Origin of the sequence: Nocardia vinacea, from assembly GCF_035920345.1 — a bacterium.
Classification (GTDB): domain Bacteria; phylum Actinomycetota; class Actinomycetes; order Mycobacteriales; family Mycobacteriaceae; genus Nocardia; species Nocardia vinacea_A.
In genome coordinates, this window is sequence record NZ_CP109149.1 from 4,767,215 (window position 1) to 4,785,019 (window position 17,805).

Annotated in this window: 15 protein-coding genes; 6 read left to right on the forward strand and 9 right to left on the reverse strand. The window is 63.4% G+C overall.

What is annotated here, in order from left to right; genetic code table 11:
• Positions 1-70 precede the first annotated feature (70 nt).
• Genes iolD through OIE68_RS21920 form a run of 5 tightly spaced genes read right to left on the reverse strand, consistent with a single transcriptional unit; the run spans position 71 to position 5,758 of the window.
• Complete coding sequence (gene iolD / locus OIE68_RS21900) at positions 71-1,927, reverse strand: 3D-(3,5/4)-trihydroxycyclohexane-1,2-dione acylhydrolase (decyclizing) (protein ID WP_327101208.1); 1,857 nt, start codon at positions 1,925-1,927, stop codon at positions 71-73.
• Complete coding sequence (locus OIE68_RS21905) at positions 1,924-2,760, reverse strand: ATP-binding cassette domain-containing protein (RefSeq protein ID WP_327101209.1); 837 nt, start codon at positions 2,758-2,760, stop codon at positions 1,924-1,926. The genes iolD and OIE68_RS21905 overlap by 4 nt, the downstream gene beginning before the upstream one ends.
• Positions 2,757-3,809: an ABC transporter permease gene (locus OIE68_RS21910; RefSeq protein WP_327101210.1), complete on the reverse strand. Its 1,053-nt coding sequence runs from the start codon at positions 3,807-3,809 to the stop codon at positions 2,757-2,759. Before OIE68_RS21910 ends, OIE68_RS21905 begins: the two co-directional genes overlap by 4 nt.
• Before the next feature lie 13 nt (positions 3,810-3,822).
• Positions 3,823-4,830: a sugar ABC transporter substrate-binding protein gene (locus OIE68_RS21915; RefSeq protein ID WP_327101211.1), complete on the reverse strand. Its 1,008-nt coding sequence runs from the start codon at positions 4,828-4,830 to the stop codon at positions 3,823-3,825.
• Between the two features lie 10 nt (positions 4,831-4,840).
• Entirely contained in the window at positions 4,841-5,758 is a 918-nt protein-coding gene (locus OIE68_RS21920; RefSeq protein ID WP_327101212.1) for a TIM barrel protein, read from the reverse strand.
• 261 nt (positions 5,759-6,019) lie between these two features.
• Here OIE68_RS21920 and OIE68_RS21925 point away from each other — a divergent pair, with 261 nt between their 5' ends.
• The 4 genes from OIE68_RS21925 (at position 6,020) to OIE68_RS21940 (ending at position 9,513) form a co-directional block, all read left to right on the forward strand.
• Positions 6,020-7,024 (forward strand): LacI family DNA-binding transcriptional regulator, encoded by a 1,005-nt coding sequence (locus OIE68_RS21925; protein WP_327101213.1) that lies wholly within the window; start codon positions 6,020-6,022, stop codon positions 7,022-7,024.
• A gap of 38 nt (positions 7,025-7,062) precedes the next feature.
• On the forward strand, positions 7,063-8,076 hold the full coding sequence (locus tag OIE68_RS21930) for a Gfo/Idh/MocA family oxidoreductase (RefSeq protein ID WP_327101214.1): 1,014 nt from the start codon (positions 7,063-7,065) through the stop codon (positions 8,074-8,076).
• Between the two features lie 337 nt (positions 8,077-8,413).
• Positions 8,414-8,725: a hypothetical protein gene (locus OIE68_RS21935; protein ID WP_327101215.1), complete on the forward strand. Its 312-nt coding sequence runs from the start codon at positions 8,414-8,416 to the stop codon at positions 8,723-8,725.
• A 497-nt stretch (positions 8,726-9,222) separates the two neighbouring features.
• Complete coding sequence (locus OIE68_RS21940; protein WP_327101216.1) at positions 9,223-9,513, forward strand: hypothetical protein; 291 nt, start codon at positions 9,223-9,225, stop codon at positions 9,511-9,513.
• A gap of 158 nt (positions 9,514-9,671) precedes the next feature.
• Here the strand turns inward: OIE68_RS21940 and OIE68_RS21945 are convergent, their stop codons facing one another.
• Entirely contained in the window at positions 9,672-11,711 is a 2,040-nt protein-coding gene (locus OIE68_RS21945; protein WP_327101217.1) for a TerD family protein, read from the reverse strand.
• A 731-nt stretch (positions 11,712-12,442) separates the two neighbouring features.
• Positions 12,443-13,870, reverse strand: a complete 1,428-nt coding sequence (locus OIE68_RS21950) for a hypothetical protein (RefSeq protein WP_327101218.1) — start codon at positions 13,868-13,870, stop codon at positions 12,443-12,445.
• 297 nt (positions 13,871-14,167) lie between these two features.
• On the opposite strand from OIE68_RS21950, the gene OIE68_RS21955 reads away from it, so the two are divergent.
• Positions 14,168-14,479: a hypothetical protein gene (locus OIE68_RS21955; protein WP_327101219.1), complete on the forward strand. Its 312-nt coding sequence runs from the start codon at positions 14,168-14,170 to the stop codon at positions 14,477-14,479.
• 300 nt (positions 14,480-14,779) lie between these two features.
• Positions 14,780-15,112 carry a hypothetical protein gene (locus OIE68_RS21960; RefSeq protein ID WP_327101220.1) on the forward strand — a complete coding sequence of 111 codons (333 nt, stop codon included), beginning with the start codon at positions 14,780-14,782 and terminating at the stop codon, positions 15,110-15,112.
• A 63-nt stretch (positions 15,113-15,175) separates the two neighbouring features.
• Here the strand turns inward: OIE68_RS21960 and OIE68_RS21965 are convergent, their stop codons facing one another.
• Positions 15,176-16,354, reverse strand: coding sequence for an McrC family protein (locus OIE68_RS21965; protein WP_327101221.1), 1,179 nt, complete (start codon positions 16,352-16,354; stop codon positions 15,176-15,178).
• Positions 16,351-17,544, reverse strand: a complete 1,194-nt coding sequence (locus OIE68_RS21970) for an McrB family protein (protein ID WP_327101222.1) — start codon at positions 17,542-17,544, stop codon at positions 16,351-16,353. The genes OIE68_RS21965 and OIE68_RS21970 overlap by 4 nt, the downstream gene beginning before the upstream one ends.
• Positions 17,545-17,805: the final 261 nt, after the last annotated feature.

Consider the following 17,805-nt stretch of genomic DNA (forward strand, 5'->3'; position numbering starts at 1 on the left):
CGGTTTTCAGTTATGCGACCGTGACCAAGTGTGCCACGAGATCGTCATATTGATGGAATTTCATGCCCGACTACTCCGCTGATTCGGCTCTGTTCAGGTAACGCACCTGCGCCGCCTTGGCCTCGTCGTATGCCGCGCGGCCCGCCAGATGCTCCGGCACACCGACCTCCCACCACGCGCCCGCATCGGTCCAGGCGGACGGCTGGGTGCGCACGACCACGACGGCCGGACGGGACTCGCTCAATGCCGCTGCCCTGGCCCGCGCGTATGCGCCGCGGAACTCGGTCAGGTCGGTCGCGGTGAACACCGCGCAGCCCAATGATCTTGCGTGACTTGCGAAGTCGACGCGGGGCGGTTGTGGGTGGTTGGTGCGGCAGTCGACGTAGAAGTTGTTGAAGGGGTCACCGCCCTGCCCCTCCTGAAGCCGGGCGATCACCGCGTAGCCGTCGTTATCGCAGACGACCGCGACGAACCGATGACCCGCGAAGGCCGCGGAGAACAGTTCGGAATTGAGCATCAGATAGGAGCCGTCGCCGAGCATGGTGGTGACCAGGCCGTGCACATGCGCCATGGCCGCGCCCCAAGCGCCCGCGAGTTCATAACCCATGCAGGAGAATCCGTACTCGACGTCCATGGTGGGCACGGTGCCGATGGCCCGCCAACCGCCGATCAGCTCGCCGGGCATACCGCCCGCGGCGGTCATGACGTAGTCGTCCGGTGCGCTCAATTCGTTGACGACGCCGACGATTTGGGCGTAACTCGGGGTGCCCGGTGTCGGCGCGCGCAGCTTGTCGATGTGCGCGTCCCAGGTGGTACGGAGTCCTTCCGCACCGTCGGACCATGCGGCATCCACCTGCCAATTGACAAGGAGCGCAGCCAACTCCGATACCGACGCGGCGGCGTCACCAACGACCGCGAGCGCGCCGTGCTTCACCGCGTCGAACCGGGCCGTGTTGATGGTGATCAACCGGACGTCGGGCGCGAAGACGGTCCAGGACGCCGTGGTGAAGTCCTGTAATCGGGTGCCGATGGCCAACACCAGATCCGCCTGTGCGGCAAGGGCATTGGCCGATGCGGAGCCGGTTACGCCGAGCGGGCCGGCATACAGCTGGTGGTCGTACGGTACGAGGGTGCGGCCAGCGGTCGTTTCTGTTATCGGAATCCCGTGCCGCTCCGCGAATTCCAGCACCAGCCGACCCGCACCCGAATAACGCACACCGCCGCCGAGGACCAGCAATGGACGCCGGGCCGATCGCAGTGCCCGTGCAGCCTCGGCCACCACCCGGGAGTCGGGGCGCGAACGCGTGATTCGGTGTACGACCGGCTCGAACAGGGCATCAGGGAAGTCGTAGGTCTCGGCTTGGACGTCCTGCGGCAGTGCCAGTGTCACCGGGCCTACATCGGCCGCGTCGGTCAGTACGCGGGCCGCCTGGGGCAGGGTTGCGATGAGTTGTTCCGGGCGGGTGATGCGGTCGAAGTAGCGGCTCACGGAGCGGAATGCGTCGTTGACGGTTATTGTCGGGTCGCCGAAGTGTTCGACCTGTTGCAGCACCGGATCCGGTGCGCGGCTGCTGAAGGTGTCCCCCGGAAGCAGCAGCAGCGGAAGACGATTCGCATGGGCGACACCGGCGGCCGTCACCATATTCAGCGCGCCGGGTCCGATCGAGGACGTCGCGATTCCGACCTGGCGGCGGTGCGTTGCCTTGGCCAGGCCGATGGCCGCCAGGGCCATCCCCTGCTCGGTATGCCCGCGCCAGACCGGGATTTCATCGCGACGCTCAGATAGTGCGGTACCGAGGCCGAGCACATTGCCGTGCCCGAATATCGCGAAAGCGGCCGGGAACAGCGGTACTTCGCGACCATCGAAGGTCTCCGAGTGCTGGGCGACCAGCCAGCCGACCAGTGCCTGCGCCGTTGTCAGCTTCACGGCGTCACCACACGCTGCAATTCGTGCTGCAGCGCGTCCAATTCGGCGCCACCGGCCATTTGCCGGGTCAGCTGCGGCAGGTCGATCTCCGACTTCTCGTATGAGCCGAGCATCGCGCCACGTTTGAGCAGCAGGAAGCGGTCGCCGACCGGATAGGCGTGGTGCGGGTTGTGGGTGATCAGGATGACCCCGAGCCCTCGATCCCGCGCCTGCACGACGTACTTCAGTACGACACCGGCCTGTTTCACGCCGAGCGCTGCGGTCGGTTCGTCGAGGATCAGCACTCTGGCCCCGTAGTGCACCGCCCTGGCGATCGCGATGCACTGGCGTTGCCCGCCCGACAGTGTGCCGACCGGCTGTTCCATATCGCGGATCTCGATCCCCATGTCCGCCAACGCCTCTCGTGCGATATCGCGGCCCTTACCTCGGTCGAGCAGACGCAGCGGACCGTATCCGACGGTCGGTTCGGAGCCGAGTACGAAGTTGCGCCAGACGCTCATCAGCGGCACCACCGCGAGATCCTGATAGACGGTCGCGATGCCGTGGTCCAAAGCCGCACGGGGCGAGGACAATCGAGTCGGCTGGCCGTCCAGCTTCAGTTCCCCGCGATCGTGCTGATGCACGCCGGCGAGAATCTTGATCAGCGTCGACTTGCCCGCACCGTTGTCGCCGAGGATGCAGGTGACCTGTCCCGCATTCACCACGGTCGACACGTCGCGCAGTGCGACGACACCGCCGTAGCTCTTGCCGATATCGATCGCTTCGATCAAGGGTGGCCCACCCGTCACCGGACCACCACCCCTCATCGAATCGCTACGCGATGCTGTGTTCATCGGCGTACCCTTTCGGCTCGCTTCTTGAATATGTTGTTGACCAACACCGCGGCCAGCAGCAGCACGCCGAGGAACAGCATGAACCAGTCGCTGTCCCATCCGGCGAAGACGATGCCCTGCCGCGCCATGCCGAAGATCAGCGCACCGATCGCGGCGCCGATCGCCGAACCGAATCCGCCGGTCAGCAGGCAGCCGCCGACTACGGCCGCGATGATGTAGTGCAGTTCCAGCCCGACGCCCTGATTCGCCTGCACGCTGGAGAACCGGAGAATGCTGCATGATCCGACGACCCATCCGGCGAAGGCGGTGGTCATGAAGAGCAGGATCTTCGTCCGATCGGCCGGGACGCCGACCGCCCGCGCGCTCGGCAGCGCACCGCCCACCGCGAAGACCCAGTTGCCGAACTTGGTGCGCACCAAGACAAGTGCCGCGATCGCGGTGAGCACCACCCACCACACGACCGACGCCTGCAGGTGTGTATCGCCGATGTCCAGTGTCGAGGCGAAGACCCAACCGGCCGAGTTGTATCCGTCGGCGCTGCGAATGCCCGACACCTGAACCGTTCCGGTGACCAAACGGGTCACGCCGAGGTTGAGGCCTTGCAGCGCAAGGAAAGTGCCGAGTGTGACGATGAAACTCGGTAGCCCCGTTCGCATTACGATCCAGCCATTGAAGGCACCGACCGTCAGCGCGAAGAGCAGCGAAACCAACAGCGCCAGCCAGACATTCCACCCCGCGTGCACCGCGAGCAATGCGGTGACCAGTGCGGTGGAAGCGGTCATGACACCGGCAGACAGGTCGAATTCGCCGCCGATCATCAGTAGCGCGACCGCGACCGCCATGATGCCGAGCGTGGACGAATCGTCCAGCCAGGTCGCGATGCCGAGCGGGCTGAGAAAGCGGTCGGTAATGATCGAGAAGAATACGAAGACGAGTGCCGCGCCGAGCAGTGCGCCGATCTCCGGTCGCACCACCATCCGCTGCAATAGCGACGGCCCGTCCGGCGGAGTGCTCGGAGTGACCTCGGAAGTCTTGGTGGCAATAGTCATTTCATCCACTCCCTCAGCGCATGCCCAGTGCCACGCGGGCCGCCACGGCTTCGACATTGTTCTTGTCGACGAAGGCGGGACCCGTCTGCACCGGTGCGCCACCACCGACCGAGTTCAGATTCGTCCGATACAGCTGCAGCAGGACAATCGGCAGATAGCCCTGCTCGTATTGCTGCTGGTCCACGGCGAACAGCAGCTTGCCCGCCCGAATCGCCTCGACCACATCGGTATTCAGGTCGAAGGTCGCGACTGTCGCGGACGATTGCGATTCCTTCACTCCGTCCACCGCGCGGGCGGCGACCTGTGAATTCAGCGTCAGCACGGCGTCGATGGACCTATCCGCCTCCAATGCGCCCTTGATGCGGGACTGGGCGTCGGTGGGATTGTTGATATCCACCTGCAGCGTGGTGCCGTTGCCGAAAGCCTTGGTCGCGCCGTCACAGCGCTGATTGGCACCGATATTGCCCGCCTCGTGGATCACGCACAGCAGCTTCTTGCGGCCGGCGTCGGCGAGGCGCTTACCCGCGGCCTGTCCGGCCAAGGTTTCGCTTTGCCCCACGTGGCCGATCGCACCGAACTTAGCGCTCTCGCTCTCGCCCGAGTTGATGGTCACCACCGGAATGCCCGCCGCGACCGCCTTTTCGATCGACGGCCGCAATGCCTCCGGATTCGCCATTGATACGACGAGACCGTCCACACCCTGTGCGACAGCGTTATCGATGAGTTTGGCCTGCTGGCCGGGATCGCCCGAGGAGTTGTATGCGACGCGGACGCCGAGATCCTTGCCCGCTGCCTCCGCGCCGTTCTTGACGACGTTCCAGAAGGCGTCACCGGGGCTGCCGTGGGTCACCACGGCGACGGAGCCCAACTTGCCCTGGGCAACCGGGGATTGGGTCGGTGCCGGAACATCCGCACCCGGACCGGTACACGCGGCGAGGAGGGTGGCCGCGGCCAGCCACGGCAGCACGCGGCGGGATCGCCGCCACCATGCCGTGCGTATTTCGAGCGACATCGTTGTCATCACTTCCCATCTAGATTCGGGCCCAAGGGGATCGGGGTGAGCCCAGCGCGGCACCTATGCCCGCAAGGTGGATCAGACTGCGGGCGGCGTCGCGGCTCGGCTGTGCTGCCGAATCGTCGGGGCGCAATGCCGTGTCCTGTTCGATGACATACCAGCCGCGGTAACCTGCGGCGTGCACGCTGCGCACCAGGGCCTCGATGTCGATATCGCCCTCGCCGAGCGGGACGTAGATGCCGCGGCGGACGGCATCGCTGTATTCCATTGCGCCGCTGCGCACTCGGTCGGCGATCGCGTGGCGCACATCCTTGAGATGGATATGTCCGACGCGATCCGGATAGCGCTGCGCGAGGCGCACCGGATCGGTGCCGCCGATGAGCAAGTGGCCGGTATCCAGGCAGAGGTCGAGATCGGAATCGACTAGGAACCTGTCGACTTCGGCTTCGCTCTCGACGTAGGTGCCGACGTGCGGATGCAGGGTGGTGCGCAGTCCGAATTCGGCGGCGACATCCCGGATGGCGGCGGCGGTTTCGATCAGGGTCCGCCACTCTTCGTCGGAAAGCGCTGGGCGAGTGTCGTATCCGGCCAGGCCGGTCGCGGCCGCGAGGACGATCACCTCCGCGCCCGTCGCGGCGAACAGCGCGGCGTTCTCGCGGGTGGTCTCGATTGCCCGCTCCGGGTGGCGGTGCAGCGGGAGGGCCAGGAAGCCACCGACCGAGGTGATGTCGAAATCATCCAGCAGCGAGCGCAATTCGGCTGGATTCCGCGGTAGGTAGCCGGGTGGGCCCAGTTCCGTCGCGGAGATGCCGAGGGCGGCCATCTCGGTGAGGACGGTCCGCGCATCGAGCACATGACCCCAGCCGGGGACTTCGCAGACTCCCCAGGAGATCGGCGCGGCCGCGATGCGCAGCGGATAGCGAGGTTGGGTCATCCGGGCTCTCCGACCTTCGTGTGTCGATCGACGTTTGGCGCTATTGGAGCGCTCCAACTATGTAACGTAGGTCATACTGTGTCAAGTACTGCATCGGTCGCTGTTTTATCGCTGCTACCTGCGAAAATTGACACTTCCAGCGGAAATGCCCGGCGCTCGCGGTGGGAAAAATGTCGGATTAGAGCGCTCTATTGATTAGGTCTGGCCGACCTTGTAACGTCCGACACTGCAGGAGCACGGTGGATGCGGAATGGAGGCGATATGGCGCGACCGACCATGGAGGACGTCGCCGCCCGCGCCGGGGTGTCCCGCGCGCTGGTCTCCCTCGTCATGCGCAACTCCCCCAAGGTCAGCGAACATCGTCGCCGCGCAGTGCTCGCGGCCGCGAAAGATCTCGGCTATCAGCCGCACATCATGGCTCGTTCGCTGGCCAGCCGGACCTCCAACATCATCGGCGTCATGGTCTCCGACCTGCGCAATGCGTTCTTCGCCGATGTGGTGGAGGGTATGGACGCGGCCGCGCAGGACGCGGGCGTGGAGTTGATCCTCAATACCGGACGCCGCAGTGCCGTCCGTGAACGCACCGCGCTGGAGAGCCTGCTGTCCTTCCACCCCGGCGGCATCATCCTGCTCTCACCCGTACTACCGGTGGCAGCCATCCGCGACGCCGCCCAGAAGTGCCCGATCGTGCTCATTTCGCGCAGCTCGACCATTGCCGACGTCGATACCGTCAATGACGATGGCGAGGTCGGCGCCGCACTCGCCGTGGATCATCTGGTCTCGCTCGGCCACCGCCGGATCGTGCATCTCGACGGCGGCGGGGCCTTCACCTCCGCCTTGCGCCGTCGTGGTTACCGTGCCGCGATGGCGCGAAATGGGTTGGAGCCCATGACTATCGCCAGCGAGCACACCGACTCGGCGGGTATCGCAGCGGTTCAAAAACTGCTGAATCTGTTCTCGCGCGACAACTTTCCCACCGCACTGGTGTGCGGCAACGACTTCAATGCCGTCGGCGCGATGTCGGCACTGGAAGAGGCCGGTCTTTCGGTACCGCACGATGTTTCGGTCGTCGGCTACGACAACACATCGCTCGCCGCGCTGCGACATGTTTCCCTGACCACTATCGATCAGCCGCGAATTCAGATGGGCCGCTTGGCAATCGAAGCGCTCGTCGAACGGCTGCGCGACGGTCGCACCGAACCGGTGCGCCGCCGTCTGGAACCGGCCTTGGTCGTGCGCGCGACGACCGCAGCACCCCGAAACTGAAGCATTACCCACCCGCTATTTCACCAGAAGGAGAGTCGATGACATCTGCACTCACCGTGGGCCTGGCCGGCGTCGGCCGCATCGGCACCTCCCATGCCGAAACGCTGAAACACCTGCCCGGTGTCGACACCGTCATCGTCGCGGACGCCGACGCCGAACGCGCCCACGTCGCCGCGGGAAAGCTCGGCCTTCAAGCCGTCTCCGATATCGATGCCCTACTCGCCGCACCCCTTGACGGCCTTGTGATCGCGACCGCCACCGACTCCCACCCCGAACTCATCACCCGCGCCGTCGACGCGGGCATCCCCGTCTTCTGCGAAAAGCCGGTAGCCGCCGACATCCAAGGCACCCTCTCCGTCATCACCCACATCCAAAACTCCACCGTCCCAGTCCAAATCGGCTTCCAGCGCCGCTTCGACGCCGGCTACCGCGCCGCGCGGGATGCCATCGCCTCCGGGGCACTCGGCTGGCTACACACCCTGCGCGCCACCACCCTCGACCCGGCACCCCCACCCGCCGAGTACATCCCCCGCTCCGGAGGTTTGTTCCGCGACTGCGGCGTCCACGATTTCGACATCATCCGCTGGGTGACGGGGCGCGAAGTAGTGGAGGTCTACGCAACCGGAGCCAACCGCGGCGAACAATTCTTTGCCGACGCGGGCGATGTGGACACGGCAGCGGTGCTGCTGCGCCTGGACGACGGCGCTCTTGCCACAGTCTCACTCGGCCGCTACAACGGCGCAGGCTACGACGTCCGCTTAGAAGCCCTCGGCTCCCGCGGCAATGCCATCGTCGGACTCGACGACCGGTCACCGTTGACTTCCGTCGAACCCGACTACGCCCCTTCGGGTTTGCCCGCCTATCCCGGATTCATGGAACGCTTCCGCCGGGCGTACACCGACGAACTCGCCGCGTTCCTCTCCGTGGTATCCGGCGAACTCGCCAACCCCTGCACACCCGCCGACGCACTCGAAGCGTTCTATATCGCTGAGGCATGCGAACTTTCACGCCACGAACGTCGACCAGTTGCCCTGACCGAAGTCCGCCGCTGACCAACCCGCCTCGGCACCAGCCGCACCAGGTCCCAGCCAACTGGACCGACGATCACGGGGAATCCATGGCGGCATCGCCCGAGTAGGACCGCCACCAGTTCCCCATGATCTTGATCCGGTGAGGCGCTCGGGCGGCGACTTCCTGCGGCAATACTGTCCTCGGCCCCGGTCGCGTGTAATTCGGTGCTTCTGCGACGGTGGCCGTCGCGGGCTCAGGGCTCAGGGCTCAGGGCTCAGGGCTCAGGGCTCAGGGCTCAGGGCTCAGGGCTCAGGGCTCAGGGCTCAGGGCCGAGAAAACCACATGCTCATGCCGAGCGGCCACCGCTATCCTCATCCCATGAGGAGGACTCCGCGGCAGAAGAAGCAGCTCAGCTATGCCAGAGACCGCCGAAACACGTACGGCGAGAACGACAAGGCCTCCCGCAAGAACCTCCCCCGCAAGCGCGCCCGAGCCCACCGCGCCAACCGCCACTTCGACGCCCGAACTCTGTTGAAGTCAATCGGCCCGGTAGACCCCGCCCTCGCCGACATTGCCGAACAAGAGGTCAGGAACCACCGCCGCCGCGCGTGCCGCAAATGGCCGGACACACCACTCGGCGAGTACGTGAAATGGAAACTGGCCAAACGCATTACACAAGCCGAGCGGTAGACGGCCCCCGCTTCGACCCGGCACGCTGCACCGCGACCACCTGATTCGAATCCTCATACAGGATCTCCCCTGGCGCATCGGAATCCAACCGCACCCACCCCACCCCATGCGCATCAAGGATCGCGAGATACCCCTCCACCCGCCCGATCATCCCCACAGCCGCCGCCTTGAACCACGACGCCGCTCCTGGATGAACAGCACGGTCGTAGATCCCAGGATCCACCTCACTCGGATCAACAAGGTTCGCGTTGTACCAATCATTGTTGCCCCGCCGAAACCGCTCCTGCTCCCCCGTCAACGCCCCCGTCCGCGCCAACCCATTGACCAGCCCGAACACCCCCGGATACCGCCCATGCCGGTTCGCTTCCGCAGCTTCGAACCGCACAAACCGACGCCCGCTCACAAACCTGTTGTACCGCAAAAGATGTCAGACCCTCCTGCAACACTTCTTGTAGTCAGCGCGACCACCCACTGACCTCTAGAAGCCGGGGGATCTCATGCCATTCGCCGCACTCACCACCATCTCGATCCTCTGCATCACGGCCGCAGTCACCGCCCTGACCGCATCTGTAGTCACCGACTCCCGCGCCACCAAAGCCACCCAAGCCGCCAAGTCCTGCTTCATCGGCGACAACCTCCCCACCGACGCCTACTTCACCACCCGCTCCCGCTCCACCCGCCTCTCCCAAATCTCCACCCGCCTAATGACTTCCGGTGTCCTCCTTCTTCTACTGGGAGTAGCCGCCCTCGCCCTGGCGGCCTGGCAGCACAAACACGCCAGCAACTAGGTCGAGCTCTCGGTATCACGCCCTGCCGCCGCGCACCCCGCGAGAGTGGTCCGACACCAGGAGCCGTTTTGGTCCAGACGTCGTTCGAGAAGTTGGTGCTGCCGAGCCGCTAAAGACGACGTCAGCGGATCGTCACGCGATGATGTCGCCCGTACGGGTCACATATCGGCAGCCACCCCAGCTTCCGGCTGGGACGGATCCGGCTGCTTCGGCGCCGCCGGTACCCATCCACGCAGCGGCTGAATCACCGCCCCGTAGAACGAGTCGGTCGCCGAGGTGACGCTAGTGATGAAGCTCGCCGCCGTCCCGGATCGCCGGTTGCCCATCGGGAAGGTCTGCTCGAGTGAGAAGGACACGATAGTGCCGACGCGACCGCCCGTAAGCACCTTGGCATCCGCGCGCACCTTTTCGAGGTGCTCACACGCTTCATTGCCTCGCTCCGAGAACACCGCTTCGACCTGAACATCGCCTGGTGCGTCCACGAGTTGCTTGAGCAACCACGACACCCGCCGACCAGACGTCCCTTCGTTCGGCGCGTCGAGGGTCGTACGGCAGCGAACCTTGTTGGTTCGAATGTCCGCGACCACGACCAGATCCCCTGCAGTGTCAGGAATCCGCAGCACAGCCTCGAATGTTCCGTCGGCAGCCAGCCGCTCTGTAACGGCTGCGCTTCGGGCGACCCGATCGGTGAGGTGTCGCCGGGACAGCACGTGCTTGACTGTCACACCGAGTTCAGAGGTGAGCCGCAGCGCCAGATGGCGCGACAGGGACACCCATGTATCGGCGACCGTCAATGCCTTCTGGTCACTCGCACGCAATGTGCCCGCCGTGACCGCGTCGCGAACAGCAACCCAGTGGCGCCCCATGTCGACGAACTCGACGGCACCCGACCGAGGATGGTCAAGGTATCGCAGGAACTCGCTCGAGATCCACACCTGCAAGTCGTCCTCGATACCACCGTGCGAGAGCAACATTCGCGCCTCATGCGCCACTTCTGCCCACGACAAATGACGCAGGGCGACCTTCGTCAGTTTGCGGCGGTCGACCTCTACGGGAAGTTCACCCGCGCTGGCCGGTACATCGTTCGACAGGCTGACCACCGCGTCGTACTTCTTCCGACGCGCCACGTCGAGGTAGCTCTCGAGTTGATCGCGCCTGAGCTTGCCGTTACCGGTCTTGACCTCGAGCAGACCAGTCCATATCCGACTTCCCCGAACCACCTTCAGCACCGCGTCCGGGATGACCTTCGATTCGCCCCGCTCGTACTGCACTTCGACGTATCCCTCGAAAGCGCCTACCGGAGCACCTATCCTCGCGCACAGCGCCCGAGCGAATGGACGCACGACCTGCATCGTGGCGATTAACGCCGAGGTAGCGCGCTTCTCCTGCTCCTCGCCCGCACCGACTCCGAACACTGAAAACAATCGAGCCGGCTGCCAGTTGTCGCCCTCAGCGAGCTTGAACTCTATCGGCTTGGCCTTCTTCGCCACCCGTTTGGCGGTTCGCACACCGCGAGTCCGCACAGTGGTATTCGGCTCGTTGTGTGGTGCGCGCTCGTGGATCGGCGCAGCGACGTCGACGGAAATGACATGCTGCGCGATAACCGGCTCCGGTTCGCTTGCCGGTGCCGCATCCAGCGGCGTAACGGACGGATCGGTATCCTCATCTTCATCGATATCGACACCGAAATCCGTTGCCAGGCCCGCTAATCCAGAATCCCAGCCTTGCCCTACCGCCCGCACCTTCCACTCGCTGCCCCGGCGGTACACCTCACCGAACACAAACGCCGACTCCGAAGTGGCATCAGCCGTGACGTAATCAGCCAGGATCTTGCCCGCTGCATCAACGACCCGGAGCGCAAGTTTGCCGAGGTCCCCGAATGTTCCACTGCCGACGCTACCGGCAAGCGCCACTGTGTGTACATTGTCCGGAACTGCAGATAAATCGATCGCGATCCTGGCCTGCGCGCCTTCCTCAGTCGCGCTCGTACCCAGGAATCGCACCGAACCGTCCGACGATTCCGGCTGGTTGTAGAAGACGAAATCACTGTCGGAGCCGACCTTTCCGCCGACGCCTAGCAGTAGCGCGGACGCATCGACTTCAATCTCCGACTCCACCCACCCGATCACGACATCGACCCGGACGACGTCCTCCGGCAACGGCATATTCTGGCCCTTGATCAGGATCGGAGACGTCACAGCGTTCACCCTTCGACATTCGGTACGCACAGTCACAGATAGAGCTGGGGTCAGCCGGTAACGATGCTGTCCCCCATTGCAATCGACGCTGCAGATCCGCGGCGATGCTGTGCTTTTCGGCCGGGGCGAACCACCTGTTACATGCGTCGGCGGACGCGGTGGCGACATGTCGATGAGCAGCGTGTGAGCGTGCGCCGCCCGCAAAAGGAACGGTTCCGGCGCTCGTACACGCACGCGTTGGCAGCGTTCCTGTCAGTCGTTTCGTGCGATCTCAAAACCTGTGCACCGCAATGGATGCCCTCGAAGCGTTCTACATCGCAGAGGCGTGTGAGTTGTCACGCACCGAGCGCCGCCCGGTCTCAGTGGCCGAAGTCCGGCGCTGATCGCTCCGTTGCATCGGGCTGCGCTACCTGCGACCCGACGCTCGTTGTCCTCCACAGGACCGTCGACCTTGTTATCGTGTCCGAGCACTCACCGTGCGTCCCACCGCCATGGCCGCGCAGGCAAGCAACTTAGTGCTTCGCCTGCGACGCCGCCGTGCGGCCTCCGAGCACGCGACCGCGGATCCAACTCATCGAATTTCTCACTAGGACAACGGAAGCCGCGGGAACGAGACTATTCGGCTGGGCGCATTCGGCTCATTTTCGTAATCGTCCCTCGCCATGCCCGACACCGCCCTTCCATCGAGCATCGCCAGGCTGTAGGCCGCGCAGCACTCCTGACGATTTGGGTCACGCCACCAGCAGTGCCCGAGCGCGCTCGTTGAAGTCTGCGACCAAGGGGTGCGGCCCGAATGACCTCATGCGCTGTTGAACGTCGCGGACCGCTTCCACCGAGCGAGACGACTTCACCTTGCTGGAGAGATCAACCGTCCGCACACCTGCCGCGTAGGCGGCATCAAGGTCGCGCTTCTGAATGTGCGTGACGGCCAACGCGGCATGAGACAACGCACCTCGCCGCGCACGATTCTGCGTGCGGGCGTGGGCGATCGACCGTCGGGCGTGTGGTGCGGCGTCCTCGGGTTGTCCGAGGTCTCGGAAGGCGTTGGCCCACTCGCCGCAGATGTACGCCTCATCGATGAACTTTGCCCACTCCGGCTCGTGATCGGGTTCCACGCGAGTGAACGCGTCCTCGGCGGCGTTGACCGCCTGCGCCGTCCCGACTTTGTCGCCTAGGACCGCCAGGGCGCGAGCTTCGAGCGTCCACAGGTCCGCGAGACATGCCGGGGAGTTCAGCTTCGAAAGCCCTTGGCGGCCCGCTTGGGCCAGTCGACGGCCCTCCTTGGGGTGGCCGAGCAGGGTCGCTTGATCGGCCATTCCGGCAAGCACGTGGGCGCCGAGCGCTGGGTCTCGCGATTCCTCGGCAAGGCGCAGTGCCTGGATCAAGTACCGCTGCGCGGTCCCGTGCTCGCCATTGTCGAACGCCATCCATCCGAGCAGATAGGTCTGTTCGGCAGCCGCTCCGCACAGTGCCAGTCGAACCTCGGCGGTGAATGTCCGGCGAAGCAGCGGGTAGACGTGCTCGTTCATGTACGCAGCCAGCACCAACCGACCCGAGCCGCCACCTTGGAAGATGTCCATCTCCTGGAAGGTGGCGAACATATTCTTGACCGCGGTGACGTCTTCGAGTCGCACCCGTTGCCGTTCGTCAGGCAACTGGTCAAGGGTGTTGAGCAGCCAGTCACGGGATGGTCCGATCGCCGCGACTATCGCAAACGGCGCGGTGACAAGCAACTTTCGCCGGTCCACGTCTGCCCTCCCAAGATCTGCGACGGCTTCTACCGTCTCGGCCAACGATGGGTTGTATGTGAGGGCGCGGTCAACAGACGGTGCGTCACCCAGACCGAGGTCATAGGTAGTCACGCGAAATCCGAACCGCACGGAGAACAGATCCGCGAGCATCGCCGGAACCGGCTGCCGTGGGGCTTCCCCGTCGTCCGTCCAGCGCCGCACGCTCGAGGCGTCCGGCCTGACATGAGGTTCGTTCCACTCGATCGCGAGGGCGCGCACGCGGCGCGCCAACTCCTTGTTGCTCCACCCGGAACGGGTGAGCCACTGCGAGAGCTGCGTGTTCGGAGCCTTCATCACATCACCCATTTGGTCAGCGACGGTGGGCTTTCCACCACCCTTCAACACCTCCGACGACCTTACTACCAGCACCGACACAGTGTGTGCTGGTTATACGCCCGAAGAGAACACTCTCAGGAGTTGTTTCAGGGCACCGGGCGCAACCCACAACCGTCGAGGTCCTGGAGGTCTGCACATGCCGAGCCGAGAGCTTCCAAAACGCAATCCGTACGTCGGGCCGCCAGCCATCTACAGCGGAGCACCGGCCGACATGGTCGAGCGGTTCGCGGACGCGATCCGCTCATGGGCGGGCCAGCCCATTCCCACAGAATCGTCTCGGTGCCGGGGTGTCGAGGCCCCCGGCACTGGGCGCACCAACGGCGGAGCAGCATGATGCGCCGAGATGTGTTGCGGACCACGCAAACCCAGGCCGGCCACAAGGTCGCGGTGTGGCAACTGGTCGGGAGTTCTGCGCGCATCCTGCGCGTGCAGTTCCCGCACGAGTCGTTCACCGCCTGCCGCTGGCCGTCCCGAATACAGCTTCCGGACGCGCAACCGGGAACGATCATGTTCGACGCCTACCCCGATCTGACCGACGCGCGACACATGCTTCCGAAACACAGCGATCTGTGGGACGCCCTGAAGCACGACTACTGGGCGGCGCTGCTGAATCCTGCCGACATCGGCCGCAGAACGCCGTGAGCTCGAGTCCGATGCCCGAGTTCCCCTGTCCACCAAACGCGGTCGCGCCCTCCGTAAAGGCACTGCTTGCCACGTTCCACGCGGACACCGCCGAGAAGCTGCAACAGGCACCTTCGGACAGCCGGCCGGTACTCCATCGGGCGGACGGTTCGTGGTGTGAGGTCGGCGAGGATGGCTGGCCGATATCCAGCGGCGACACCGACCAATACAACTATCGCCATCCTGCCGCTCTGAGCTGCTGCGGGCGGACTTCGTACACCTTGACATCGACGCCTTACACCGATCTGGAGGAAAGATCCAATGATTGCTGACGCTTTGATGAACTGGTTGACCCGGCGCCGCATGATTCCACATGTCGAGGTAGTCATTGTTCGAGATCCCGATGGGCCGACTGAAGCACAGGTATTCGTCAACGGAGTCGAGTACGAAGCAACCATATTCAACATCGACGCAGGTGCCGGATGGCACTGGAGCGACTGGAAGAGCATCCGAGACTCAAACCTCTCGGCTGCGTCTCCGATAACTCGAGCGAACTTGCTGACCGGGTACGCAAATCCGCCCGGCGGCCATTACATCGAGCGCGACAACAATATCGACTGGCTTGACGATCTCCCTCCAAACTCCGTGCAATAGACACGCTACCCCGGAGCGAGCTAGTTCTGGATTGAGCCACCAGGGCAGCGGGATACCTCGCACCTACTTATGGAGGATCGTGCGCACCAACGTGTCGATGGTCTTCAGCAGAGCATTTGGAGGCAGGGACAGATCGAGCGCGTGGCAATGGATGGTGATGTTGCAGGTCTTGATGGCGTGTTTGACTGCGGGCTCGTTGCCTTTGGCGTAGATCAAGTGGCCCTCTTTCAAACCGAGAACGGAGCAGTATGCCAGCATCTGGTAAAGATCGGCTTCGGGGAATCCCTTCGGCTTCTCGGCCTTGTACTTCGCGTCCACGACCGCCAGCGGGTCGCCATCAGCGTTGTACCAGACAAGGTCCGGGATGAACTTTATCCTCGACGACGTGTCCATGTAATGGTCTTCTTGCGTCTTTGGATGCCCCCCGAACTGGCGCATAGCCATGCTGATCGCACCAGTGACGAAGTCCTCGTAGATCTTCCACATATCGAATACGAAGCCCGAGACAGCGAGGGGTCCGCGCTGCTGGCCGAACGAACTGTTATCGAGGATAACTTCGGACAGCCGGAGAATATCGTGGTAGCGAAGGTTGAGTCGGTTCAATCCGTAGTCCGGTCTTCGTTCACGAGGTGAAACGATTGTTATCTCGTCCAGGATCGTTCGTATGCGACTGAGCTGCTGCCGCGCGCCGACGCCGATATCCGGCATGCCGAGCAGGCGCAAAGCGGCGAGTAAGATGACCCGATTTTCCGGAACATCCGCCGTGAAGTCGTCGTACTCGACGGCGATCGGGACCGGCAACCCGTAGTTTCTAGTGATCTGCTCCTGGAATCGAACCCGCCCACGTACCACCGACAGCGAGTCTGCAGTAGAGCGGTAACCGCGCAACAATCCACGCCCGAAAGCGTCGGATGCCAGGCGGACAAACGATTCCGCGACCGCCGGAAAGAGTCCGTCAGCCTTTGCGAGTCGAACGAACTCGTCTCGCCAGATCGCAGGATTTGAACTGTAGCCTATGAAGAACAGAATTCTATTCAGTTCGGCGATCTTCGGACGGATGTTGATCTGCACAGCACCCAGCCGGACCGAACCAACCTTTTGCCCAGGTTTAATTCTGTACTTCCCTTGTGAGATAGGAGTTATCCCAGCAATTTTGACTCGGCGAAGGGCTTCACACTGGTCGTCCGAAAGATCGATCGTTCCCGGCCGACCATGCTCGACAAGATCGACTGTGAGTGTCACGGTTGGGTGTCCGGTTCAGCGTCTTGGGAAGCCACACGCTCCTCAATCTTGGCCAAGCCATACATATCGTGCACGTCGACATCGGTGTCGTTGAAGTGATACTCCTCCATCAGCGGGAGAACGGTGGTGCGCCATGCAACATCCATCCCGATCTTGGAGGTGGCACCTGGGCGCATGAAGTAAGAAGGGCCGATCTTGAAGTCTTCATCGCCGATGGATTCGTTCAGCTCATCTACGATGTCAGCGATCACCTCGTTTTCTCCATGGTCCTTCAGCCAGTTCCGCAGTACGCTCCTCGTCGGTTCCTTCGACGGATGCAAATGCACAAAGGCGAAACGGCGTCGCATCGCCGAATCCACCAGCGCGACAGAGCGATCGGCTCGATTCATCGTTCCGATGATCAGCACATTCTTCGGCAGGCTGAACATTTCTATTTTGTCGGAGTAGAGCAGGTTTATACTCTCATCCCGATATTCCAGCAAGTAGTAGAGCTCGCCGAAGATCTTCGATAGATTGCCTCGGTTGACCTCGTCGATGATGAGGACGTACAGATTCCCTGGATCTTTCCGTGCTGTAGAGGCCAACTGACGTAGCGGACCCCGATGGATGTCGTAGGCGATCTGACCGTTCTCCGTCTCGACCGGACGGAACCCTTCGAAGAAGTCCTCGTACGAATACGACGGGTGGAACTGCACCATCTTGACGTGCTCGGCACCGGCCAGATGCTTCGCGATAGCCTTTGCGAGATAAGTCTTTCCGGTGCCCGGCGGACCATAGAAGATCAGTTGCGGTCGGTCCCGGAGCAGGTCGATGCACTCCTGCAGCCACTCTTTCGGCATGTACAACTGCGCGGCGAGCTCGTCGGTGGCGTCGGGGAAATCGAGCTCAATGTGGCCCTCGACATCGGTTTCAGGCTGATCCTCCACGATGGCCGCATGCCTAGGCCGCCAAGCGAACCCGAATGCTGCGCTCAATATGGAGATCAGCTCTGCGGCATTCTGGCGGTTGAGCTGAATCGACTGACTGCTCTTGGGTGGAGATTCGCGCTGTTCGGATCCGAAGGTCGACAAGTGGACCAGGGTTGCACCGTCGCCATCCTCGATCACCTTGTACTGACAGCTGACGGCGTCGTCGAGCTTGTGCGCCCGAACGTTCTGGGTACTGGGAACAATCTCGCGAATACGGGCCATCTGTCAGCTCTCCCCTAACGACCTTGCCGAACCCCAACCTTTGCCGCGATCGGAGCACCGGGCGTGTACCAATCACTGACTCTCTCCCACTCACAAGATCCGCGCAACGCACGCGCCAGTGATCCGGGTAGCAACCGAGTCAGAACAGCGTTCGAGTCACACGCATTCTCAGGGAGACGCGGGAAGCGATTCGCACTGTCGGCCATAGGGACAGCCGCCGCTTGACTCGGCGACAGCGCGCTCATAGCGGACGGCTGCGGT